The organism is Streptomyces sp. NPDC042364 (genome assembly GCF_056437585.1).
Map to the genome: position 1 here is coordinate 77,159 of NZ_JBWKAJ010000020.1, position 22,408 is coordinate 99,566.

Annotated in this window: 15 protein-coding genes and 2 pseudogenes; 7 read left to right on the forward strand and 10 right to left on the reverse strand. The window is 72.2% G+C overall.

The genetic code is table 11. From position 1 onward, the window contains the following. Nucleotides 1-84: 84 nt before the first annotated feature. Entirely contained in the window at nucleotides 85-822 is a 738-nt protein-coding gene (locus AC067N_RS30830; RefSeq protein ID WP_478682181.1) for a FadR/GntR family transcriptional regulator, read from the reverse strand. Nucleotides 823-1,271: 449 nt separating this feature from the next. Between AC067N_RS30830 and AC067N_RS30835 the strand changes: the two genes are divergently transcribed. Next, nucleotides 1,272-1,589 carry a hypothetical protein gene (locus AC067N_RS30835; protein WP_478682182.1) on the forward strand — a complete coding sequence of 106 codons (318 nt, stop codon included), beginning with the start codon at nucleotides 1,272-1,274 and terminating at the stop codon, nucleotides 1,587-1,589. Nucleotides 1,590-1,879: 290 nt separating this feature from the next. On the opposite strand, the pseudogene AC067N_RS30840 reads toward AC067N_RS30835, so the two are convergent. Further along, nucleotides 1,880-2,926, reverse strand: a pseudogene (locus tag AC067N_RS30840) (glycoside hydrolase family 10 protein); the annotation flags it as partial. 127 nt (nucleotides 2,927-3,053) lie between these two features. Then, nucleotides 3,054-4,664: a glycoside hydrolase family 43 protein gene (locus tag AC067N_RS30845; RefSeq protein ID WP_478682183.1), complete on the reverse strand. Its 1,611-nt coding sequence runs from the start codon at nucleotides 4,662-4,664 to the stop codon at nucleotides 3,054-3,056. A gap of 620 nt (nucleotides 4,665-5,284) precedes the next feature. Here AC067N_RS30845 and AC067N_RS30850 point away from each other — a divergent pair. Then, a pseudogene (locus tag AC067N_RS30850) lies at nucleotides 5,285-6,184 on the forward strand (CE1 family esterase); the annotation flags it as partial. A 146-nt stretch (nucleotides 6,185-6,330) separates the two neighbouring features. On the opposite strand, the gene AC067N_RS30855 reads toward AC067N_RS30850, so the two are convergent. After that, on the reverse strand, nucleotides 6,331-9,249 hold the full coding sequence (locus AC067N_RS30855) for a glycosyl hydrolase family 95 catalytic domain-containing protein (protein WP_478682184.1): 2,919 nt from the start codon (nucleotides 9,247-9,249) through the stop codon (nucleotides 6,331-6,333). Between the two features lie 273 nt (nucleotides 9,250-9,522). Beyond that, nucleotides 9,523-11,010, reverse strand: coding sequence for an APC family permease (locus AC067N_RS30860; protein WP_478682185.1), 1,488 nt, complete (start codon nucleotides 11,008-11,010; stop codon nucleotides 9,523-9,525). A 260-nt stretch (nucleotides 11,011-11,270) separates the two neighbouring features. Between AC067N_RS30860 and AC067N_RS30865 the strand changes: the two genes are divergently transcribed. From AC067N_RS30865 to AC067N_RS30880, 4 genes are all read left to right on the forward strand, one after another. Beyond that, nucleotides 11,271-11,885 carry a TetR/AcrR family transcriptional regulator C-terminal domain-containing protein gene (locus tag AC067N_RS30865; RefSeq protein ID WP_478682186.1) on the forward strand — a complete coding sequence of 205 codons (615 nt, stop codon included), beginning with the start codon at nucleotides 11,271-11,273 and terminating at the stop codon, nucleotides 11,883-11,885. A gap of 239 nt (nucleotides 11,886-12,124) precedes the next feature. After that, nucleotides 12,125-12,688 (forward strand): MBL fold metallo-hydrolase, encoded by a 564-nt coding sequence (locus AC067N_RS30870; protein WP_478682187.1) that lies wholly within the window; start codon nucleotides 12,125-12,127, stop codon nucleotides 12,686-12,688. Between the two features lie 145 nt (nucleotides 12,689-12,833). Beyond that, entirely contained in the window at nucleotides 12,834-15,266 is a 2,433-nt protein-coding gene (locus AC067N_RS30875; protein ID WP_478682188.1) for a SpoIIE family protein phosphatase, read from the forward strand. 635 nt (nucleotides 15,267-15,901) lie between these two features. After that, a complete protein-coding gene (locus AC067N_RS30880; RefSeq protein ID WP_478682189.1) occupies nucleotides 15,902-16,930 on the forward strand; it encodes a LacI family DNA-binding transcriptional regulator in 1,029 nt (342 codons plus the stop codon). Nucleotides 16,931-17,195: 265 nt separating this feature from the next. On the opposite strand, the gene AC067N_RS30885 is transcribed toward AC067N_RS30880, so the two are convergent. From AC067N_RS30885 to AC067N_RS30905, 5 genes are all read right to left on the reverse strand, one after another. Then, nucleotides 17,196-18,314 (reverse strand): sensor histidine kinase, encoded by a 1,119-nt coding sequence (locus AC067N_RS30885; RefSeq protein ID WP_478682190.1) that lies wholly within the window; start codon nucleotides 18,312-18,314, stop codon nucleotides 17,196-17,198. After that, nucleotides 18,311-18,967 carry a response regulator gene (locus tag AC067N_RS30890; protein ID WP_478682239.1) on the reverse strand — a complete coding sequence of 219 codons (657 nt, stop codon included), beginning with the start codon at nucleotides 18,965-18,967 and terminating at the stop codon, nucleotides 18,311-18,313. Before AC067N_RS30890 ends, AC067N_RS30885 begins: the two co-directional genes overlap by 4 nt. A 279-nt stretch (nucleotides 18,968-19,246) precedes the next feature. Next, entirely contained in the window at nucleotides 19,247-20,284 is a 1,038-nt protein-coding gene (locus AC067N_RS30895; RefSeq protein WP_478682191.1) for a polyprenyl synthetase family protein, read from the reverse strand. Continuing rightward, entirely contained in the window at nucleotides 20,281-21,441 is a 1,161-nt protein-coding gene (locus tag AC067N_RS30900) for a tetratricopeptide repeat protein (protein ID WP_478682192.1), read from the reverse strand. The genes AC067N_RS30895 and AC067N_RS30900 overlap by 4 nt, the downstream gene beginning before the upstream one ends. Nucleotides 21,442-21,631: 190 nt before the next feature. After that, entirely contained in the window at nucleotides 21,632-21,922 is a 291-nt protein-coding gene (locus AC067N_RS30905; protein WP_478682193.1) for a hypothetical protein, read from the reverse strand. A gap of 278 nt (nucleotides 21,923-22,200) precedes the next feature. Here AC067N_RS30905 and AC067N_RS30910 point away from each other — a divergent pair, with 278 nt between their 5' ends. Then, nucleotides 22,201-22,398, forward strand: coding sequence for a hypothetical protein (locus tag AC067N_RS30910; protein WP_478682194.1), 198 nt, complete (start codon nucleotides 22,201-22,203; stop codon nucleotides 22,396-22,398). The last annotated feature ends 10 nt before the right edge of the window (nucleotides 22,399-22,408 follow it).

Consider the following 22,408-nt stretch of genomic DNA (forward strand, 5'->3'; position numbering starts at 1 on the left):
TGAGTGGTCAACGACAGGCCGACCGCAGCCGACTCGCCCTCGGCCCGAGGAGCGTTCGGGAGGAGCCCGAGTGCGGCGCCGCTGTCAGCCGTCGGTCGGGGGCGGCGGCGGGCCGTCCTCCGGTGACAGTGATGCGGTGTCCGACAGATGGTCGCGCAGCCACTGTTCGGTGTGGTTCACGTGCATCAGGGCGGCGGCGTTGCTGAGGACGGCGTCCCGGGCCGACAGGGCGTCGAAGATCGCCTGGTGTTCGGCGAGGGTGCGCCCCGCGGCCTGGTCGTCGACCAGACCGCGCCAGATACGGGCGCGCAGCGTACGGCCCGAGATGCCCTCCAGCAGGGTGAGCAGCGTTTCGTTGCCCGTGGCGGCGACGACGGCGCGGTGGAACGCCGCGTCGTGCGCGTTCAGCCGTTCGACGTCGTCGCGTGCCGCGCGCATCGCGTCCAGATGCCGCTTCACCTCCGCCAACTGTTCGTCGGTGATCCTGGTGGCGGCGAGCGAGGTGGCGACCGGTTCGAGGAGCCGGCGCACCTCCATCAGGTCCAGCAGCGCCACCGAGTCGCCCTGGAGCAGCTCCACCGCGCCACCGAGACCTTCGAGCAGCAGGCTCGGCTGCAGGCTGGTCACATAGGTGCCGTCGCCCCGGCGCACCTCCAGGACACGGGCGACGGCGAGCGCCTTGACGGCCTCGCGCGCCAGGTTGCGGGACAGGCCCAGCTGGGCCGCCAGCTCCGGTTCCGGCGGCAGCTTCGAGCCCGGCGGCAGCGCACCGGTGCGGATCAGCTCACGGATCTGCTCGATGGCCCTGTCCGTCAGAGACAACGCCCACCCCTTCCGACTCCGGAGTCAGGTCCACGACGCGCCCGACCTGTTCCTCATTCCCAGGGTGACGTCGATGATAGTGGGACGGCTGAGGGGGAGGGCGACCGCGGCGGCGGGCGGGGCCGTACCGTGGCGTTCGCGGAGGACGGCCATGGCCACGGCATGGACGAGGGGGCGCACGGGTGGAGTGGACATGTGAGGCATGTGGCCGGCCTGTGGTACAGACCGAGGGGGTGACGACGGCCGCCGCGGTACGGGCGCACGCCCGGCAGGCAGGGCACGATCAGGCGGGTGTGCGTCGGCTGTCGCCCTTGGGGGCGGTGCAGCGTTGGCGCACTGAGGCCGAGCGGGAGCGACAGAGGGCCGAGGAACGTGCGCTGCGGGCCGAGGAGCAGCGCCGTCGGGCGCCCTCGCGGACGGAGGGCCCGCCCAGCGGGGAACACCGGAGCATGTCCGCGATGTGCGTGACCCTGCCCGTGGTCTCGATGCCTCGGCCAGAGTGGCTTGGGCTGGGCGGTCTGAGCGCGGTCCTGCTGGGATTCCTGCTGCAGGCGGCGGGCTCCGAGGTCGGCTGGTGCTCGAGGAACCCGGACAGCGACGGGTACAACATGCGCGTGTCGGGGTCGTGTTCCGACACCCTGGCGAATGCCTCCGCGTTCGAGGTCTTCGCGGGTCACGTGTGGTTCTGGGTGCTGATGGCGGGAGCCGTGTCGCTGGTCACGGCGGCGGTGCCGTGGGTACGCCACCACCTCGCACCGAGGAAGTGAACACCGTTCGGCATCGAGTCCCGTACTGCAGATCCCTGCTCGCCGCGTGGCCTCTCACCTGTGCCACGGGCTCCAGGACGGACAGGCCCCCGGCGCGGTGAGCCGGGGGCCCGGGGGCGGGAGGGCGGCGGTTCGGGCTCGTCCGGGTGAGGAGGCCGAGCCGCCCCGGGGGAGCCGGGTGCGGTCGGCGCTCGCGCCGGGGTTCGTGCCCCGGCACCTGGTACGGGCACTGCGACCGCCTGGCCGCCGCACAGGGAGCCGGTCCGCTGCGCAGCGGCGTCGGCCCGCTATGCGGTGGGTGTGCCGCCCATGGTGCTGAGCGTCGACGCGTAGGCCTGCTTCTTGTTGCCACCGCGGTCGAACAGCAGCGGGTTCTCCCCGCTGCGCCAGGAGTCGCTGTCACGGATGCCCCACACCGTGATGCCGGTGCAGCGCGCCACGTTCAGACAGGCCCTGACCGTGTTGGCGTACGCGTTCGGCGGGGCCTGCGCGATGTCCAGCTCGGTGATCTGCACGTCCACCCCGAGAGCGGCGAAGCTGGACAGCGTGGTCTGGAAGCTGCCGGGAGGGCCGCCGGCGCCGAAGTGGGCCTGGAGACCCACGCAGTCGATGGGTACGCCGCGCGCCTTGAAGTCGCGGACCATGCGGTAGACGCCCTGCGTCTTGGCGGCGTTCCAGTCCTCGATGTTGTAGTCGTTGTAGCAGAGCTTGGCCGACGGGTCGGCGGCCCGGGCGGTGCGGAACGCCTCCTCGATGAAGCCGGTGCCCAGCACGTCCCGGAAGACGGAGCTGCGCATCTGACCGCTGCCGCCGTCCGCGAAGGCCTCGTTGACCACGTCCCACGAGTGGATGCGGCCCTTGTAGCGGCCCGCCACGGTGGTGATGTGGTTGTTCATCACGCTGCGCAGCGTGTTCGCGTCCCTGATGGAGTTGACCCAGCCGGGGAGCTGGGAGTGCCACACCAGCGTGTGGCCGCGGACCTTCTGGCCTCGGGACGCCGCACGGTTCACGATCTGGTCGGCGGAGCCGAAGGTGAACTGGCCGCGGTTGCGCTCGGTCGCGTCCCACTTCATCTCGTTCTCGGGGGTGACCTGGTTGAACTCGCGGTCCAGGATGCCGGTGTACTGGCCGTCACCGAGCCTTCCCGCGGCCACGGCTGTTCCGAAGTACCGTCCGGACTGGGCCGCTTGGGCGCCCAGTGTGCTCGCCCTCGGCGCGTCCGGCGCGTCCGGGGCGCGGTCCGCGCCGTTCGCGATGCCGGGTGTCACCAGGGCCACGACGGCTGCCAGGCCCAGTACCGACGCGCGGCGTCGGCCGAGCCGTTTCGACGGGTTCATCGTTCTCCTCGTACGGTCGGGTGCGGGTGATGGTCATGCGGGTGATGGTCCTGCTGGTGCTGGTGCTGGTGCTGGTGCTGGTGCTGGTGCTGGTGCTGGTGCTGGTGCTGGTGCGGGTGCGGTGGCCTCACGGCGTGGACAGTTCGAACCGTGCGACGCGGACCGAGCCGCCCAGAGCCTGGGTGGCGTGGTTGAAGAGGGCGAACCGGTAGCCCATGAAGAAGCGCCAGTCGTTGCCCATGGAGAAGGCGGGCCCGAGGCGGGTGAAGGTGACGCCGTCGGTGCTGTAGGAGAAGGTGGCGGGCCGGGGCGCTCCGGGACGGATGTCGGCGTTCGCCCGCAGCCAGACGCGACCGCCGGGCGCGTTCGCGCTCGCCCGCTCCACGCCCGTCCCGGTGGTGTTCCAACTGCCGTCCATCGTCAGCCCGTCCACCATCACGAGCCGGGTCACGCCGCCGTCCCGCTTGAGACCGATCCACGCGGAGGAGTCCCGCAGCAGCGCGAGTCCGGCCCGGTCGCCGTCGCGCATCGCCGAGTGGTCGAGCTGGATCGTGGCGGTGGAGGTCGGACCCTGGATGCGGTGCGTGAGGGTGTTGCGGGCCCAGTAGAGGTCGTTGGTGACCGTCGCCGTGCGCAGGGTCAGGCCGTTGTTCACCGACCACTTGGTGTTGTCGGGGTTGTGGTTCCACTCCCACTTCGGCTTGAGGGTCGTCCCGTCGAAGGTGTCCACACCGATCATCGGGGTGACCTGGCGGGGCGGAGCGGGCACCACGGGGGCGGGATACGAGGCGCCCCAGGCGCCGTTCACCAACTGCACCACGGGCCAGCCGTCCGAGGTCCAGGTGACCGGCGCCAGCGCCGGCACCCTGCCGCCCGGGTAGGCGTCCACGAACGCCAGGTAGTACCAGGCGCCGTTCTGCGTCCGCACCAGCCCGCCCTGGTGCGGGACGCCCCCGCCGGGGATGGGCCCGCGCAGATCGAGCAGGACCTGCCGCATGGTGTACGGACCGAAGGGACCGCTCGACGACTTCAGGATGTACTGGCCGTTCGCGGGGCGGGTCAGAAAGATGTAGTACTGCCCGTTGATCTTGTAGAAGCGGGCGCCCTCCAGAGTGCCCACGCTCGACGGTGTCGTGAACACCTGCTGGCTACGGACCTGGGTGCGGCCGTCGGGCGAGAGCTGCGCCACGCTGATCGTGGTGTTCCCGTACGCCACGTACAGGGTGTCGTCGGTGTCCACGAGCAGCCCGGCGTCGTAGTACGGCGTGCCGATCGTGGTGAGCCTGCTCCACGGTCCCTCGACTGCGGTGGCGGTGTAGATGTACGTCCTGGCGAAGTCGATCTGGCCCAGCCAGTAGAAGGTTCCGTTGCTCGGCCGGTGGGCCAGCGACGACGCCCAGATGCCCCGGACGTATCCGCGGCCACCGTTCAGGTCGTACTTGGCGCCGAAGTCGAGGCTCGGCACCGAGTGCCCGGCGATCTCCCAGTTCACCAGGTCGTACGAGCGCAGTACGGGGGCGCCCGGCGAGTAGTGCATCGTCGAGGCCGAGGCGTAGTACGTGCCGCCGACGCGGATGACGTCGATGTCCGCGAAGTCCTGCCAGACGACCGGGTTGGCGAAGTCCGCCGCCGCGCCCTCGGGTCCTTCGGCGGCGACGCCGGGGGACGCTCCGAGCACGGGGAGGAACGCACCCGACGCCAGGCCCGCGGCCGTGGTCAGCGCTCGACGACGGCTCATTGGGTGACGAGGGCATGACATATCCATCTCGGTCTCCTTGGGTGGCCGGGCCGTTGCGGGCGGCGGCGGGCGACCGCCGTGAGCGGGGCGGCGGAGGGCTGCTGCCGGATCGATGCGCTGTGCGTGGGGGGTGCGCTGTCTCTTCTCGCGGTGTGCGTCGGTCGGGGAGGTCAATCCCGTTCGTCATTTCGGACACCAGTCGACTCATCGAGCACTCTGGATGATAGGAGGACGATGAACCGAGTCAATACCTCTCGCATGATTCGACATTGACGTCGAAATATTTCGCTTCATCGTGGGGCCGAATTCGGTCGCTGTGAACGCGCGAGGTGTAAGTCGAGAGGTGTTGACATGTTCGGTCGCCTCTCTATGCTCCGGGACTACCACCCAGCGACCGATGTACTTCGATCGCGAACAAGGCCGAATCTTGCGCCCGTCTTGGTGATGTCAGGTGCACGACATTCAGTCCGATCCCGTGGCCCGGCACGTCCCCATGCGCGCGGCACCCGCATCGGCCCGCTGCTCCGCACAGCCGTAATCAAGACAAAGGAAGTCGCATGATCACCAGGACAAAGATCCTCTTACGGCCCGCCCTGGTCGCGGTCCTGCTCGTCCTGACCATGGCGGGCACGGCCCTGGCCGGCGGCCCCGGCGGGGGCGCCGCGCTCGCGGCCTCCGACCCGGCGGCCGGCCCCGCCCGAGCCGCCGCCGCGAGCGCCGGGTGCGGCAAGGCGCCCGCCCTGGCCAGCGGCACGCACACGATCCAGAGCGGCGGAAAGAACCGGAACTTCATCCTGCGGGTTCCGGACGGCTACGACCGCAACCGCGCCTACCGGCTGGTCCTCGGTTTCCACTGGCTGGGCGGCACCTCCAACGACGTCGCCACGGGCCGCACCGTGGAGACGGGCACGTGGGCCTTCTACGGCCTCCAGCGACTGGCGAACAACAGCACGATCTTCGTCGCGCCGCAGGGCCTCAACAACGGCTGGGCGAACTCCGGCGGCGAGGACGTGACCTTCGTCGACGACATGCTCAGGCGGATCGAGGCGGCCCTGTGCGTCGAGACCACGCAGCGTTTCGCCCTGGGCTTCAGCTACGGCGGTGCCATGTCCTACTCGCTCGCGTGCTCCCGCGCCCATGTCTTCCGCGCGGTCGCGGTGCAGAGCGGCGGCGTGCTCAGCGGATGCAGCGGCGGCGGTCAGCGCATCGCCTACCTCGGCGTGCACGGCCTCAGGGACAGCGTCCTGAACATCGCCGGCGGGCGGGCGATGCGGGACAGGTTCGTCCGGAACAACGGCTGCGCCGCCCAGAACCCCGCTGAGCCGCCGCAGGGCAGCCTGCAGCACCGGGTCACCACCTACTCGGGATGCGCGGCCGGTTACCCGGTCGCCTGGGCCGCCTTCGACGAAGGGCACATCGCCGCGCCGCAGGACGGCCGTGGTGGTGACAGCGGCTCCAGGACCTGGCTGCCGGGCGAGATCTGGAACTTCTTCACCCAGTTCCGTTCGACGACCGCTCCCTGATCACCCGGGCTTGCCGCAGGTGATCCGCTGACATCGACAGGCCGGCACCGGACGCGGTGCGAGCGTCCGGCGCCGGTCGGGTCCCGCCCGGGTGCGGGCCGTGCATGGCTGTGCGCGCCCGCCGCCGGGCTGGTGGTCGGCCGTCACAGCGCGACGAGCCGCCACTCCTGGCCGGTGCCCGTGCCGACGGGCCGTTGGACGACATGGGCACCCGCCTCGGTCGAGGCGCCGTCGACGTCCACGCACCAGCCGTTGCGGATGTTGACCAGCCGGTGATGGCCGTCGTCCGCGTCGACGAGCCTCCAGTGCTGGTTGTCGCTGCCGACGTCCCGCCACTGGATCAGCCGGGCGCCCTGGCCCGAGCCGCCGGGGCTGTCCAGCAGGTGGCCGCTGTGGCGGGCGGCCAGGCGGAAGGAGCCGTCGGCCTCGGGCAGCAGCCGCCACTGCTGGTTGACGGCGCCTGACCAGCCCCACTGGATGATCCCGGCGCCGTCGGCGGTGCTCGCTCCGGGAACGTCGAGCACATGGCCGCTGCGCCGGTTGACCAGCCGGAAGTAGCCGCTGAGCAGGGACACGGTGATCTCCGTGCGCTGCCCGGCGGCCAGCGACACCTTCCTGGCATGTGTGCCGAGGGACGACGGTGCGACGGTCGCCGTGGTGGACACGGTGGTCATGCCGCGACGGCTGATCAGGGTGACGTCCTGGTCGACGGCGGAGGTGACGGACAGCCTGGCGGTCCGTGCGCCCAGGTCCCATGCCAGGCTGTGGATCCGGATGCGGCCACGGGCCCGGACCCCGGTGATCGTGCCCTTGGGCAACTGGTCGGGAAGGGCGGGCAGGATCTCCAGCACTCCGGGGCGGCTGTAGAGCAGAGCCTCGGCCAGCACTCCGGGGATGGCGTTGGCCGCGTCCGCGTTGTAGATGTCGAGATCGGGGTTGTGGGAGGTCATCAGCGACCTGAAGACCATGTTGTTGCCGAGGATCTTCCGCAGGTTGCCGTAGACCTGTCCGCCGTCTTTCAACCGGGCCCCGGCCAGGGCCCGGTGGAGGCTGCCGTGGGCGGAGACGTTCTGGTCGCCGCGCAGTTCGAGGGCCCGTTTCGCCGGGCGGACCAGCGCGGGCTCCTCCTCCGGGTTGATCTCGTGCAGCGGCCAGGCACCGTAGAGGTGCTGGACGTGCCGGTGGTTGTAGCGGTCGGTGAGGCCCGGCCAGGACCATTCGGCCAGTGCCCCGTCGCCGTTGACGGTGTAGTCCGGGATCTTCGCGAGCAGCGCCGTCCAGCGCGCGACGCCCTGGCCGGCGCCCTGTTCGACGCCGAGGGCGTCGGCGGCGGCGATCGCGGCCCGCAGCGCGTGCCGGCCGGCCATGATGTCGCCGGTGGCGTTGACCGAGAAGCAGACGCCGGTGTTGGCGGGGGAGTTCTCCATGGAGAAGGACGGCACGAAGACCGCCCTGCCGTTCGCGTCGGTACGGGTGAGGAAGTCCTCGTAGAACAGGGCCAGTTCCATCAGCGCGGGCCCGAGTCGGTCCCGCAGGAACGCCTGGTCGCCGGTGACCTCGCAGTACTCCAGCAGCGGGTACAGCAGCCAGTCGGCGCCGCCGGTCCAGGTGTGGCCCGGGAAGTCGCCGCCGTCGAAGTGGAGCATGTGGCCGTACTCGCCGTCGGTGCGGGAAGGGGCGAGGAAGCCGCGGGCTCCGTAGAGGTTCCTCGCGTTGGTCCGCCAGTCGTCGAGCTGCCCGAGGATCAGGTCGAAGTAGCCCCGCATCGCCTCGGTGAGGTCGAGGATGTTGCCGCCGGCGACCTGGAGGTTGACGTTGGCGTCGGTGGTGAAGTCGTCGGCCCAGGCGGCGCCCCACGATCCCGCCCAGATCCCCGTGAGGCGGGGTGGCAGAGTGCCGCTGGAGCTGAGGAAGAAGTAGCGGCCCGAGTCGTACAGCCGCTCGAGCAGCGCCGTGTCGACGACGCGGCGGTCGGCGTTCTGACGAGCGATCAGTTCGCTGACGGAGAGCCGTCGGTCGGCGGCCGGGACGTCCAGGTCGAGGCGGGAGCGGTCGTAGAGGTCGGTGTGCAGGGCCGTGTGCCGCGCACGCAGGGCCGCGTAGTCCGTGCCGAGCGCGGCCAGCCGGGTGTGCAGCGGCTCCGGGTCCCATCCGGTGGACGACTCGTAGCGGCCCAGCTTCGTCAGCAGCAGCACCCTGGTCGCCTTGGCCACCACGATCGTGGGGCCGACGGCGGTGACCGCGGCGCCGGCACCCGAGGCGACGACCCGGGTGACGCCCTCATAGCCGTACGCGCCCTGGCCCGAAGGATAGGTGCCGCGCAGATTCAGGTATCCGGAGCCCTGGGCGACGGTGGCGCGTGTGGTGAAGCCCAGGCCCGCGGGCAGCCCGTCGAGCGCGGTGTGGACGCTCAGTGTCGTGTCGACCGTACGGCCGGGGGCCGGTGTCAGCTCGTGGACGATCACATCGTCGGCGCGTGAGACGAACGCCCGTCGGGTCCAGGTGCCGTGCTGGTCGGTCCAGCTCGAACTCACCTCCCCGGTGCGGAAGTCGGTGACCCGCCCGTAGTCGCGGACCGTCGTCGTGCCCGGCGTGCCGATGCGCAGTTCGTACGCCGGGTGGTACGACTGCGTCCAGCGCAGGGCCCAGCCCGCGGCGAAGTCCCGGTTGGCCCCGGCGTAGTCGCCCGCGAGGGCCTTGTCGCGTGCGCCTTCCAGCCGGCCGGCGATCACCGGCGGCCTCACGTCCCGGGTCCCGTTCGGCAGCACCAGCCTGTGGTGGTTGAGGACCACCTTCTCCAGGGCGGGCGCGCCGTACAGCACCGCCCCGTGCTCGCCGTTGCCCGTGAGGAAGCCGTCGGTCCAGGCGGCGGCGGGGGAGGTGTCGTAGATGCCCCGCTCGGGCAGCGTGATCTGCGGTGGGACGGCCGCGTGCGCACGGCCGGAGAACAGACCGCCGGGCAGGGCGGCGGTCCCCGTCGTCAGGGCGGCGGTGGCGAGGAACGTTCTACGGCCGAGGGGGCCGTCCGCCCTGGTGAGGCCACGGCGATCTCGTTTGGACATGGGATGAATCTAAGGGGTCACCCGCATCTCCTGTCCATACCCTGCTTGTGAGCCTCATGCGTGCAGGGAGTGATGGGATGAATCCTCCCGGGATTCGTGGTGCAACGGAGACGGTGCCGTCTGTCGGCGCTCCGCTCGTCCGGTGCGGTGGCCTGGATCTCGTTCGGCCGCCCGGGTCCGTCCCGGCAAGCCCGGACCGGGGGGTGCCCCGGCCGAAGCGCTTCGCGGCCCTCCTCGCGGCGGACCGGTCCGCGACGGTGCTTGCCCCAGGGCTCACACGGACTCGACGTCGGTGGTGGCGAGCTTCGCGTAGACCTCCGGCCGCCTGCGGCGGATCCGCGTCGCGAGCACCGCGCCGGTCGCGAAGACGACGGGGGTGAGCGCCACGAGCGTCCAGTTGACGGCGGGGGACGCGCCGGTGAACAGGTTGAGGCGGGTGCAGACCAGCCCGGTGATCACGGCCAGCAGGAGCGCGGCGGTGGCGGGCGCTGCGGCCGTGCGCAGACGTCCGGCCCCGGCGGCGCCCGGGTTGCGGCGGAAGAAGACGACCACCGAACAGGCCGCCAGGGTCTGGAGCGCGAGGATGCCCACCACGCCGGGGGTGTTCACCCACAGCAGGAACTCGTTGTACGGGTGCGCGCCGATCACCGCGAAGACGGCGGTGACGACGGCCGCGAGCACGGTCTGCGCGATGCCGGAGACCCAGGGAGAACCGTGCCGGGGGTGGACGCGGCCCAGCGGGGCGGGGGCGGCGCCCTCCACGGACAGGGCGTAGCCGTAGCGGGTGATGGCGTTGTGGAAGGCGAGCAGGGACGCCAGGAGGCTGCTGACGATCAGGACGCGTTGGAGGTCGGTGGCCCAGTCGCCGACGTAGCGGGTCATCGCGGTGAAGAACATGTCGGCCGGGTTCCGCGCCGCGGTCCCCACGGCCTTGTCGTCGCCGAACGCCTGGACGATGACCCAGACGACGAAGGTGTAGAAGAGGCCGAGGAAGCCCACGGCGAGGTACGTGGCGCGGGGCACGCTGCGGTCGGCGTCGCGGGCCTCCTCACGGTAGAGGGCGGTGGCCTCGAACCCGATGAAGGCGGCGACGGCGAGGCCGAGCGGTGCGCTCATCTTCGACGTGAGGACGTTGGAGGGGGCGAAGGAGGCCGTGCTCAGGCCGTCCGCGCCGCCCTTGAGCAGGATCGCGCCGGCCAGCAGCACCAGGATCGCGGTCTCCGCGATCAGCAGGGCGGCGAGGACCTTGGCGCCGACGTGGATGGAACGGAAGCCGAGGAACCACACCACGGCGATCGCCGCGAAGGCGTAGACGGGCCAGGGCAGGTCGACGCCCAGGAGGTCGTTCGCGGTTCCCGCGGCGAAGAAGCCGAACGCCCCGTAGGTGCCGATCTGCAGCGCGTTGTAGGAGAACACCGCGAGGAGCGCCGCTCCCAGCCCGGCGGGACGGCCGAGGCCCCGGGCGACATACGAGTAGAAGGCTCCCGCGTTGCGGATGTGAGGGGTCATCGCGGTGAAGCCGACCGCGAACAGGCACAGCACGACGCCGACGGTCAGATAGGCGACCGGGGCCCCGATGCCGCCGAAGAGGATGGCGAGGGGAGCGATACCCGCCATCACGGTGAGCGGCGCGGCGGCCGCCACGACGAAGAAGACGATGTCGCTGACGCCGAGCGCGGCCCGCTGCAGATGGCCGCTCGGTTCCGCCCCGGAGCCCGCCGGGGGAGGTGGAGGAGCGGTGAAGGTGTGGGGGTCGGTCATGGGGGTCTCCGCGCGCTGCGTGAGGGTCGACGGGTGGGTTGCTGCTCCGGCGGCGGGCCTGCGGTGGCGATGCCGTGCTCGTAGCGTCTCGCGGTGTGGACGGGAGGGGAACTGAAACCGATTCGGTTTCGGTAATTTAGGGGCCGCTCGGACCCATCGGGAAGAGTTTTACTGAAAGTCATTCGGTAAAGTTCGGATGGCCGTGTGCGAGGGGGCGTTGCCGCCCGCACGAGCGGGGAGACGGACGAAAAGGAGCCCATGTGCCCAGGCCGCGCACGCCTCTGCTGGACCGCCGGCGCATCGGCTCCGCCGCGCTGAGACTCGCCGACGAAAAGGGAGCCCTCACCATCCCCGCGCTGGCCAGGGAACTCGGCGTGGCTCCCTCGGCGCTCTACCACCATGTGTCCGGCCGGGACGAGATCATCTCGCTCATGCGGGAGGAACTGGCCCTGGAGACCAGCCCCGACGACTGGGACCCGGCTCAGCCCTGGGAGCAGGCGCTGGAGGACTGGGCCCGCTCCTACCGCAGGGCCTTCGCCGGGCATGCCGGGGCCGTGCCGCTGCTCGCCACCGCCCCGCTCGCCGAGCCCTTCCTGTACGCGATGTACGAGAAGGTCGCGGAACTCCTGCTGACCGCCGGCTTCGGCATGAGTCAGGTCATGCCCCTGATCAACGCGATGGAGAGCTTCGTCCTCGGCTCGGCGCTCGACCTCGTGGCCCCGCCGCAGCCGGCTTCCGACGTGCCCCGGGACACCGCCCCGCACCTCGTCGCCGTACTCGACCACACCCCGGACGACCACCGCCGCGCCGAACTCGCCTTCGACGCCGGTCTGCGCGCCCTGATCACCGGCTTCCGGGCGCTCCTGCCCGCGTGACCGGAAAGCGGAGACTCCCCGCACCCGCGTCCCGCAGACCCGAGCCCACCCGAGCCCAGCCCACCCGAGCCCAGCCCACCCGAGCCCAGCCCACCCGAGCCCAGCCCACCCGAGCCCCGCACACCCGAGCCCCGCACACCCGCGTCCCGCACGTCCGCCGGCCAGGACCCGGATGCCACAGTCCCGCACGCACACGACCGTATCGCCACCATCTCAGGCCTCACCGGAGGAGTACCGTCATGACCGCCTCGTTCCACGTCCTGACCACCGGCTACGCGGACACCCGCGTGGCGGGCACCGTCACCCTGCTCGTCGACGGCGCGACCGTCGCCGTCGTCGATCCCGGCATGGTCGCCGACCGCCGGCTGATCCTGGACCCGCTCCGGGAGCACGGCCTGGCACCCCAGGACGTCACCGATGTGATCTTCAGTCACCACCACCCGGACCACACGCTGAACGCCGCCCTGTTCCCCGAGGCCCGCTTCCACGACCACATGGCCGTCTACCGGAACGACGTCTGGGAGGACCGGAACGCCGACGGATACCGGCTCTCCCCGTCGATCACCCTGATGACCACGCCGGGACACACCTCCGAGGACGTCAGCACCCTGGTGACCGCGGAGGAGGGCCTCGTGGTCCTGACCCATCTGTGGTGGACCGCCGAGGGACCGGCCGACGACCCGTTCGCCCCCGACCGCGATCAGCTGCGGGCTGCCAGGGAGAAGGTCCTGGCTCTCGGCCCGTCCCTGATAGTCCCCGGACACGGGGCGCCCTTCGCGCCGTCGGAGTCGACGCCCCTGTGATCCCGTCGCTCCCGCCCCCCGCGGCCGGTGCACGCCGCGCAACCGGTTGAGAGGCATGCGCCGCGGCGGGATGCTGGAGTCAGCGCCCGTGCCGGGCGCACAGCGCCGCGCTGGAAAGCGGCAGGAACGACGTCGGGATACGCCCATGGACCACGAGCCCGACCCGACCACCGGAGCAGAGGGAACAGCCGTACCCGACGACTTCGCGGTCGTCGTCGACGCCCGCGGAGTCGTCCTGGTGTGGAGTGCGGGGGCCGGTCGGCTCCTCGGATACGAGCCCGACGAGGTGGTGGGTCGGCCGGCCCACCACCTGCGGACCGCGAGGCTGCCCTCCGCGGCGAGGCGCCACCTGGCCGCCGGTGAGCCCTGGACGAGCGACGTGGGGCTGCGGAAACGGGACGGTGACCGGATCATCGTGCGGCTCCGGGGCACGCCCCTGCTCGACGGGCGCGGCAGGACCCACTGGGTCGTCACCCCGGCGGTGGTGACCTACTCCGCCGGGCCGACGGACACGGGGCCCGCGGAGCTGTGGGACCTCACGCTCGCGCAGCTGCCGCTGCCCGTCGCCGTCTACGACAGCGAGGCCCGGTTCGTCACCTGCAACCAGGCGATGAGCCGGGCCATGGGACTGAACCAGGAGGAGATGAGAGGGCGGACGCTGTGGGAGATCTACCCCGCTCCCCCCGTGGACGAGATCGACCGCCTCCAGCACCAGGTCGTGCGCACCGGAGAGATGATCTACCGCGAGGAGCAGCCCTTCCGGGCCTCCGGCGAGGTCCGGGACCACGCGTGGTCACTGTTCCTCTCCCCGCTGAAGGACAGGGCGGGCGCCGTGCTCGGACTGTCGGCCCTGGTCATCGACATCACCGAGCAGTACTGGGCCCGCCGCCGCCTCGCCGTGCTGAACGACGCCAGCGTCCGTATCGGCAGCACCCTCGACGTGACCCGGACGGCCGAGGAACTGGCCGACGTGGCGGTGACGGGGTTCGCCGACTTCGCCACCGTCGACCTGCTGGAGTCGGTCGTCCAGGGACACGAGCCGCAGCCCGTACCCCCCGACACGCCGGTCGTCTGCCGTCGGACCGCGCAGCGGTCCGTGCTCCGCGGAATCCCGGAATCGGTGGTGCCCACGGGCGACATCGACATCCACCCTCCCCGCTCCCCGGCGGCCCAGGCGCTGATCACCGGCCGGGGCAGCTACCACAGGGTCGGTGACCCGGTGCTGCGCGAGTGGGCTGCGGCCTCCCCGGGCCGCGCCGAGAACATTCGGCGATTCAGGATCCATTCGGTGCTGATGGTGCCGCTTCGCGCCCGGGGCGTCACCCTGGGCGTGATGCTCCTGCTGCGCCACCGCACCGAGGAGGCCTTCGGCCCCGACGACCTGGTGCTCGCCGAGGAGATCGCCGCCCGGGCGGCGGTGAGCATCGACAACGCCCGCCGCTACACCCGCGAGCGGCACACCGCGATCACCCTCCAGCGCAGTCTCCTGCCCGAGCGGCTCCCGGAGGTCGAGTCGGCCGACCTCGCCTACCGGTACCTCCCCGCCGGCCCCGGGGACGAGATCGGCGGGGACTGGTTCGACGTCATCTCCCTGTCCGGGGGACGAGTGGCGCTGGTCGTGGGCGACGTGGTGGGCCACGGCGTGCACGCCTCGGCCACGATGGGCCGGCTGCGCTCGGCGGTACGGACCCTCGCCGACGCCGATTTCCCGCCCGACGAGCTGCTCACCCGGCTGGACGACCTGGTCATCCGCCTCGACCGGGAGGAGGGACCGGATGCGCGGCGTGCGGCGGAGGGCGCCTCGGGCGAGGTCGGGGCCACCTGCCTCTACGCCGTCTACGATCCCGTGGCCGGCCGCTGCGACCTGGCACGGGCCGGGCACCCGCCTCCCGTCCTGCTGCGGCCCGACGGCACCGTGGAGGTTCTGGACCTGCCCGCCGGACCACCGCTCGGCCTGGGCGGGCTGCCCTTCGAGGCCGCACGGATCGACATGACCGAAGGCAGCACGCTCGCCCTCTACACCGACGGCCTCATCGAGGCACCCGGCCGCGACGTCGACGTCGGACTCGACCTGCTGACCGAAGCGCTGCGCCGCCCGGCCGCCGACCTAGAGGAGACCTGCGACGAGGTGCTGCGCAAGGTGCGGCCCGACCCGCCTGCCGATGACATCGTGCTGCTCCTGGCCAGGACCGCCACGCTCGGCGCCGACCGGGTCACGACCTGGGAGCTGCCCCTGGAACCCGCGGCCGTCGGCCGCGCCCGCCGGATGGCGGCCGAGCAACTCGACGCCTGGGGGCTCGCCGACCTCGACTTCTCCACCGAACTGATCGTCAGCGAGCTGGTCACCAACGCGATGCGGTACGGCAACGCCCCCATCCACCTCCGGCTCATCCGCGCGGACGCCCTCATCTGCGAGGTGTCCGACTCCAGCAGCGCCGCTCCCCATCTGCGCCGGGCCAGGGTCTTCGACGAGGGCGGACGCGGACTGCTGCTCGTCGCCCAGGTCGCCGAGCGCTGGGGCAGCCGCCAGACGTCGGCCGGCAAGACGATCTGGGCCGAGCAGCCCCTGCCGGCCTAGGGGCGATCCCGGGACGGCCCCACCCAGGCGTTTCCTGCCGCTCTCCGACGGGCGCGGGCGCGGGTGCGGGCGCGGGCCCGGCCGACCGGCGACCGACCGGCGACCCCGGACCGCCGTGGAGGCCGGTCGCGGGGTGGTGCACGTTTTCTCATCAGTCAGCTCCGGCCATTACCACTCGGCGCGGGACAGCCTCGGGCACGTGCCGTGGGCCGACTGGGCGCGTACGCCCCGCTGCTCGGCTTCTCCCGCCGAACTCGCAGCCGGCGCCACCAAGGCGGCGGATCATCCGGCTCCACAGGTGCGTCCGGCAGCGCCGAAAGGACGCCGGCCTTCGCGTGCCAGCTGCGGAACACGCCGCGGAACATCGGGTGGGGCTCGTGCGGTAGGGGGCCCCTTGAGGAAGCCACTGTGCTCTCCTTCGCTTGGTCCGTTACCGTTCACGTTACCGTTAACGTGATTGTGCCCAGGGGAGCGGATTCCGTCAACGCCCGCCGCCGGACGGCTCACGGCCCGCCGGTGGCGTTCCGGCGCAGCCCCGCCCTCGTGGCAGTGCCGGGCCGGTGATGGCACGGCCGGCCGGGGAACCTGATTGACTTGGACACAGGGCGGCACAGGAACAGAAGCGAGTGGGCGGCGTGGCCGGACAGCGGGAAACGGAAGACCAGCGGGCGCGGGGCGGGAGAACGGTCAAGCGCGTCACACTGCGCGATGTCGCCCAGGCGGCAGGCGTGTCCCATCAGACCGTCTCCCGGGCGATCAACGGCAAGGGGGAGATCGACCCGGGGACCCAGCAACGCGTGCTCGACGTCGCGAGGCGGCTGCGGTACCGGCCCAGCCGGTTCGGCCGGGGGCTGGTCCGCCCGGACGTCGTATCCGTCGGGCTCATCGTCCCCGACGTGGTCAACCCCTTCTTCCCGGAGTTCGTGGCCGGAGTGATCGCGGCCGCGGACGAACGCGACTGGCAGGTGCTCGTGGCCAGTACCGAGAACGATCGGTCCAGAGAGCTGACCCTGGTCCGCTCACTCGGCCGGCAGGTCGACGCTCTCGTCGGCTACATCAGCCACCCCGATGCGCAGCTCGAGCCGTACGTGGGCACCGTGCCGCTGGTTCTGGTCGACCGCGGACTGGACTCGTCGAACCACGCGTTGGTCCACATCGACACCGCGGCCGGAATCCGGGCCGGGATGCGGCACCTCATCGACCGGGGGCACCGCCGGATCGGCATGATCGACTGCGAGTGCGTGAACGCCCCGACGCTCCGGCGCCACACCTTCCTCGAAGTCGCCGGCGAACACGCGCTGCCCATCGACGAGGGCTGGGTTGTCATGGGGGAGCAGAGCCCGGCCGGGGGCGCCGCCGCGTTCGAGGCGCTGCACGCCGCGCGCCCAGACCTCACCGCCGTGGTCGCCTTCAACGACCTGGTGGCGATCGGCGCGCTCCGGGCCGCCCGCCGGCTCGGCGTCCGGGTACCGGACGACTGCGCGCTGGTCGGCTACGACGGGCTGAGCGTCGTCGATCTGGTCGACCCGCCGCTGACCACCCTCCACCTGGACAAGCGACGGCTGGGTGAACTGGCCATCCACCAGGTCGACCAACTCCTCGCAGGCGACATGCCACCCCCCATCGTCCTGACACCGAGCCTGCAAGTCCGCGGCACGACATGACCGGCCGTCGCCCTCGATCCGTCAGCGGGGTTCGGCCGCCGACTGCCTCGGTGGTTCGCCCGTGACGGCCCCCCGACGTCGGGGGTGGACCGTCGCCTGACGCTGCGCCCGGGCCGGGTTCCACGGGGCCCCACGGAGCGGGCGGTCCTGCGGGCGACGACACTCCTCAGATGCCCACCGGGCCGCGTCAGACTCCCACCGGGACGCTCGTCAGACGCCCACCGGGCCGGCGCGTGACGCCCACCGGGCCGCGCCGGTCCGGCGCTCACTCGGCGCTCAGAGGAATACGCAGCCGCAGCCGATAGCCGCCCTCCTCGGTCGGTCCGGCCTCCAGGGACCCGCGCAGGATGTCGGCCCGTTCCCGCAGGCCGACCAGGCCCTGCTGCGAACCGGGCAGGGACAGGGAGGGACGCGTGGCCGGGGTGTTGGTGACGGTCACTCCGACATCGTCGCCCTCCTGCCACAGCTCGACGCCGGCCGTGGCACCGGGGGCGTGCTTGCGCACGTTGGTCAGCGCCTCCTGCACCGTGCGGTAGAGGGCGCGTTGGGCGGGCGAGCCCACGGTGGGCGGTAGTTCACCCGTCAGCCGCGCGTGAGTCCCGCTGGACTCCACGAGTCGGCGCAGGTCGGCAAGGGTGGGCTGAGGGGTCAGCTCGGTGGCGTCGCCGCCGGAGGCGCGCAGCAGCGTGACCATGGTGCGCAGCTCGTCGAGCGTGGTGACGCTCAGCGAACGGATCGTGCGGGCCGCCTCCTTGGCGTCCGCGTCCCGCGCGGCGACCTGCAACGCCCCGGCCCGTACGGCGATCAGGCTCACCTGGTGGGAGACCACGTCGTGCATCTCCCGGGCCAGCCGGGCGCGTTCCCGGGCGAGCACGGCCTGGGCATGCAGCGCCCGCTCGTACTCCCGGACCTCCTCGATCTCCACCAGCCGCCGAGCCAAGTCCCGGTGGGCCTGGAGGAGTTGCCCGAAGAGAACCGGGGCGGCGGCGGTCGCCAGACCGTACACCAGGGCGATGAGCGTCATGGCCTGGCCTATGGCCATGAGGCTCGACCAGGGCCACGGGAGGCTGTTCGCGATGGCGGCCAGGGCGACGCACCCGGCGAGAAGGTGGCGGTTGCGGGTCCGTTCGGCCAGGGTGAACAGCGCCACGAGCGGAGCCACGGCCACAGCCTGCGTCAGCGAGGCCGGCAGGGTGAGCAGGAAGACGACGAGCGGGAACCTGCGCCGGAGGGCCAGCGCGGCGCAGCCCAGAGCGGCCAGCCCGACGCCGAGGGGTGTGTCGTCCCACAGGTTCAGCCATACGTCGACGGCTGCCGCCACCACCAGGACGAGGTCGACGACCGGTGCGGGCACCCGCTTCCACAGCGCGCGTGCGGCGTTCATCGCCCCGCCGCCCGAGGGCGCTCGTCGAGCAGCCCGGCCCGCTGCGCCAGCAGCGCCGCCTGCACGCGGCCGGCCACGCGAAGCTTCGTCAGGATGGCGCTGACGTGGTCCCTCACCCTGCCCGCCGCGAGGTGGACGCGCGCCCCGATGTCGGCGTTCGACAACCCCTCCGCCACCAGGACGAGGACATCGCGCTCCCGCGAGGTGAGCAGCCGGACCCGGGCGGCCTCCTCGTCTACGGCGGCCCCGGTGCCGGGGTGGCCGTGCAGGAGCCTCCCCGACGCCTTGGGGGACGGCACGACCCCGCCCGCGGCCAGGGTCCGCACCGGATGGGCGAGTTGCTCCGGCTCGGTGTCCTTGAGCAGGAACCAGGCCGCTCCGGAATGCAGCGCGGTCAGGATGTACTCGTCGGCGTCGAACGTGGTCGGCGTCGCCACGACCGGCGCGCCCGGCGTCTTCCGCAGCTCGCGCAGCACGGTGAGCCCGTCGACGTCCGGCATCCGGATGTCCAGCGGCACCACGTCGGGCCGCTCCCGGCGGACCGTCTCGACGGCCTCGCCGCCGCTCGCCGTCGCGACGACCTCGATGTCCTCGGACGCGCCCAGGATGAGCCCGAAGCCCGACCGGACCAGAGCCTCGTCGTCCACCACCACCCGGATCACGTGCCCTCCGCCTGCCTTCGGCCCTGCCGCCCGCTCCTGCCGCCTCGACCTTAGATCCCCGATGAGTCACCGCGGCCCCCCGATCCACAGCTCCAGCCACACGGCGGGGTAGCACCCTCCGGTCGGCAGGGACGCCACCGTCTCCCGCCGGATGGTCCGCGCCCCGCCGTGTCCGGCTGCGAGCCGCCCCCGGCACTCGCCCCCGCCGGACCCCGTCGCCGGAGTGCCCGCCGTGCGCGCAGCCGCAGCGAGACGGGGCTCGCCCGGCTGTCAGAGGTCGCGCCGTACGAGGAACGCCGACAGCGCCCGCAGTTCGTCCCCCGCAGTGCCCTGGAGCGAGACGTCCGCCAGGGCGGACTCCGCCGCCGCGATGTGACCGCGTGCCTCGTCCAGTGCCGCCGCCCGGCCGCCCGCGGCCTCGACGAGTACGGCCGCCTCCCGGGGATCCCCTCCCGACGCCAGCAGCGAGGCCAGACGCCGCGCCTCGGGGGACGGGGAGTCGAGGGCGGCCAGCACCGGGAAGGTCTTCTTGCGCTCGCGGAGATCGTTGTGGACGGGTTTCCCCGTGACCTCGGGGTCGCCCCAGATGCCCAGGACGTCGTCGACGACCTGGAAGGCGAGTCCGAGACGGCGGCCGGCCCGGTCGAGAGCGGCGACCGCCGACGGCGGACCGCCGCCGAGCAGTGCGCCGAGCGCGGCCGCGCAGCCGAGCAGCGAGCCGGTCTTGTGCTCGGCCATCGCCCGGTACTCCGCCGACCGCACCCGCTCCGGACCCGTCCAGGGACGCTCGGCGAACAGCAGGTCGTCCGCCTGGCCGCGCACCAGATCGCCCAGCGCCGCCGAGAGCATCCGCAACGCCTGCGGACCCGCGTCGGTGGCGGCGAGCGTCTCGACGGCCAGCGCGAACAGGGCGTCGCCGGCGAGGACCGCGGGCCCGGTGCCGTACGCCTTCCAGACCGTGGGGCGGCGTCGCCGAGCCTGGTCGCCGTCCATGATGTCGTCGTGGAGCAGCGAGAAGGCGTGCACCAGTTCCACCGCGACCGCCGCGGGCACGCCGGTCCGGCCGGGGGCGCCCACCGCCTCGGCCCCGAGCAGGGCCAGCGCCTGCCGTACCCCCTTGCCGCCGGACGCGGCGGCGGGAGCGCCCCCCACCTCGCACCAGCCGAAGGAGTACGCGGCCATCTCGCCCACCCACGGGTGCGTCCGCGCGATCGCCTCGCGCAGTGCGGGCCGCACCGTCGCACGGCAGCGTTCCAGGACGAGGGGGATGTCGACCGGCACCCGCAGTGCCGAGGAGACCGGCGTCACCGTGCGGCCTCCACCCGGACCCCGTGTGCCGCCCGGATCCGTACGGCGGCGTCCGCCTCGGCGCGGTCCCCCTGGTCCTCCCGGACCCGCCCACCGGCTCCCTCCCGGGCCCCGTCGCCGGGTTCTCCCTGCGCCCGCACACCGAGTTCGTCGTGTGCCCGCGCCACCATCTGCCTGGCGTGCCGCAGTCCGATTCGATCCAACTCCCGTGCGAGATCGGCTAGTTCGGCCGCCGTTTCGGCGTGGTCGCGGCCCAGCCGGGCGAGCGCCTTGGCCAGCCCCAGGCGGGCCAGCGCCTCCCCACGCGGTTCGCTCATCCCGCGGAACTCCGCCAGCGCCAGCTCGTACGTGTCGCGTGCCTCGGCGTAACGCCCTGCCCGGTAGAGGACGTTGCCGCGCATCTTGTGGTTGTAGGCCAGGGCGCTGGAGAGCCGCATCGCCCGGCAGGTGGTCTCCGCCTCCGACAGCAGGGCGAGCGCCCGCTCGACGTCCCCGTCCCGCGCGGAGACGATGTCGGCCAGCCCGCGCAGCGCCCAGGCGTGGCCGCGCCGGTCGTCGGCACCCCCGGCTATCTGTGCCGCCTCCTCGAACAGCGCGTACGCCGTGTCGTACTCGCCCCGCTGGCGGTGGATCTGGGCGATGCCCTCCAGCGCCCATACCGTGTGCCGGGCCTCACCCCGCCGCCGGGCCTCGGCCAGCAGCTGCTCGTGCAGCCGGGCCACGGCGTCGTAGTCGCCCTGGATCCTGCCCGTCTCGGCCAGCCCCGCGAGGGAGTAGCCGCGTACGACCACATCGCCTCCTTGTTCGCCCATCTCGGCCGCGAGGCCAAGCAGCCGCCGGGCCAGCGCGAACGAGCCCCGCTGCCGGGCCAGGGTGCCGCCGCTCCACAGTGCCCAGGCCATGGCCCCCTTGTCCCCCGCGGTTCTGGCCGCCCGGTAGCTGGCCTTCCACGCCCGGTCGGCCTCCCCGATCTGCCCCAGCCGCCGGTGCGCCTCGGCCACGGCCAGCCCGGAGCGCGCCGCCTCGCCGTGCTCCCCGGAGCGCTCGGCCGCTCTCAACTGCCGTGTGCCGGCGTCCAGTACCTCGGTGAGAGAGGAATTCACGGACAGGGTGGTCAGGGCGCCCTGGTATTCCGGGGCGAACGCCTTGCCGTACATGGTTGCCTTTCGTTCCGTATGCGCGCGGTGCAGCCCGCCTGGCGCGTATGCGCGTCATCTATACACTTTGTGTATACGCGGCGTGTATAGAGGGGCTGAAACGAACCCTGGCCCGAGGGCCAGGGCCTCATCTGCTGCTGATCAAGACGTCATGTACGCCAAGGAGGTTGCCCGTGAGGCGCAGATCACCTCACGAGGCGGCGGCGGCCTCGGCTGCGGACCTGTCGGCTGCGGCCTCGGCCTTCGCGATGCCGAGGAAGCGTCGGATCGTCTCGACCGGCATGTCGAGCCCCTCCGAGGCGGACTGCTCGGTGCCGAACATCTGGACCGCCTCGGTGACGGCCAGGGCCAGCTCGACCTCCGCCTTGCGTACCTTGGCCTCGGCCTTGTCCACGGTGTCGACCACCGCCAGCTGGCGGCGCTGCTTCTCCTGAAGCCTCTGCTTGCGGGAAGGGGTCTTCTCGGGGTGCTGCACAGTCATGACCAAGATCATAATCGGTCGTGCCACCCCCGTCGCATCCCCAACTCGGCTGATTCACAAGGCAACCGGCTCCCGTCCTCGGAGGACGGCGGGGGAGGGATACGGCGGCGACGCACACGTTCGATGACGTCGCCGACGTGCGCGGCGGGACTCTGCGCCATCTGCCGACCGCCGCGCCGGCGCACGAACCCCGGACCCGGGTGCGCGCAGGGGTCACCGGTGAGCGGCGGGGCGCCTCTCGACCTGCCGCGACGTGGTGGCGCCCATACATTCGAGCCATGGAGGAGATGCCACGGCGCATCGACCCCGCGACGGACCGGGCGACCGCCGCGCTCCTGCTCGGATGCCTCCCCGAACAGGTGGGGGCCTGCCCGCGGTGCCAGGGGCTCACCCGGCGCTATGGCGCGCGGGCCCGGGTGCTGTGCGCGGCCTGCCGGGCAGCGGACGCCGCGACCGCCGAGAGCGGGGGCGACTGACCGTACGGTT

Excerpts from the sequence above, each read along its gene's own strand:
- AC067N_RS30905 (WP_478682193.1), bottom strand. The coding sequence starts at position 21,922 with ATGACTGTGCAGCACCCCGAGAAGACCCCTTCCCGCAAGCAGAGGCTT.
- AC067N_RS30900 (WP_478682192.1), bottom strand. The coding sequence starts at position 21,441 with ATGTACGGCAAGGCGTTCGCCCCGGAATACCAGGGCGCCCTGACCACC.
- AC067N_RS30845 (WP_478682183.1), bottom strand. The coding sequence starts at position 4,664 with ATGAGCCGTCGTCGAGCGCTGACCACGGCCGCGGGCCTGGCGTCGGGT.
- AC067N_RS30835 (WP_478682182.1), top strand. The coding sequence starts at position 1,272 with ATGTCCGCGATGTGCGTGACCCTGCCCGTGGTCTCGATGCCTCGGCCA.
- AC067N_RS30885 (WP_478682190.1), bottom strand. The coding sequence starts at position 18,314 with ATGAACGCCGCACGCGCGCTGTGGAAGCGGGTGCCCGCACCGGTCGTC.
- AC067N_RS30875 (WP_478682188.1), top strand. The coding sequence starts at position 12,834 with ATGGACCACGAGCCCGACCCGACCACCGGAGCAGAGGGAACAGCCGTA.
- AC067N_RS30860 (WP_478682185.1), bottom strand. The coding sequence starts at position 11,010 with ATGACCGACCCCCACACCTTCACCGCTCCTCCACCTCCCCCGGCGGGC.
- AC067N_RS30870 (WP_478682187.1), top strand. The coding sequence starts at position 12,125 with ATGACCGCCTCGTTCCACGTCCTGACCACCGGCTACGCGGACACCCGC.
- AC067N_RS30855 (WP_478682184.1), bottom strand. The coding sequence starts at position 9,249 with ATGTCCAAACGAGATCGCCGTGGCCTCACCAGGGCGGACGGCCCCCTC.
- AC067N_RS30910 (WP_478682194.1), top strand. The coding sequence starts at position 22,201 with ATGGAGGAGATGCCACGGCGCATCGACCCCGCGACGGACCGGGCGACC.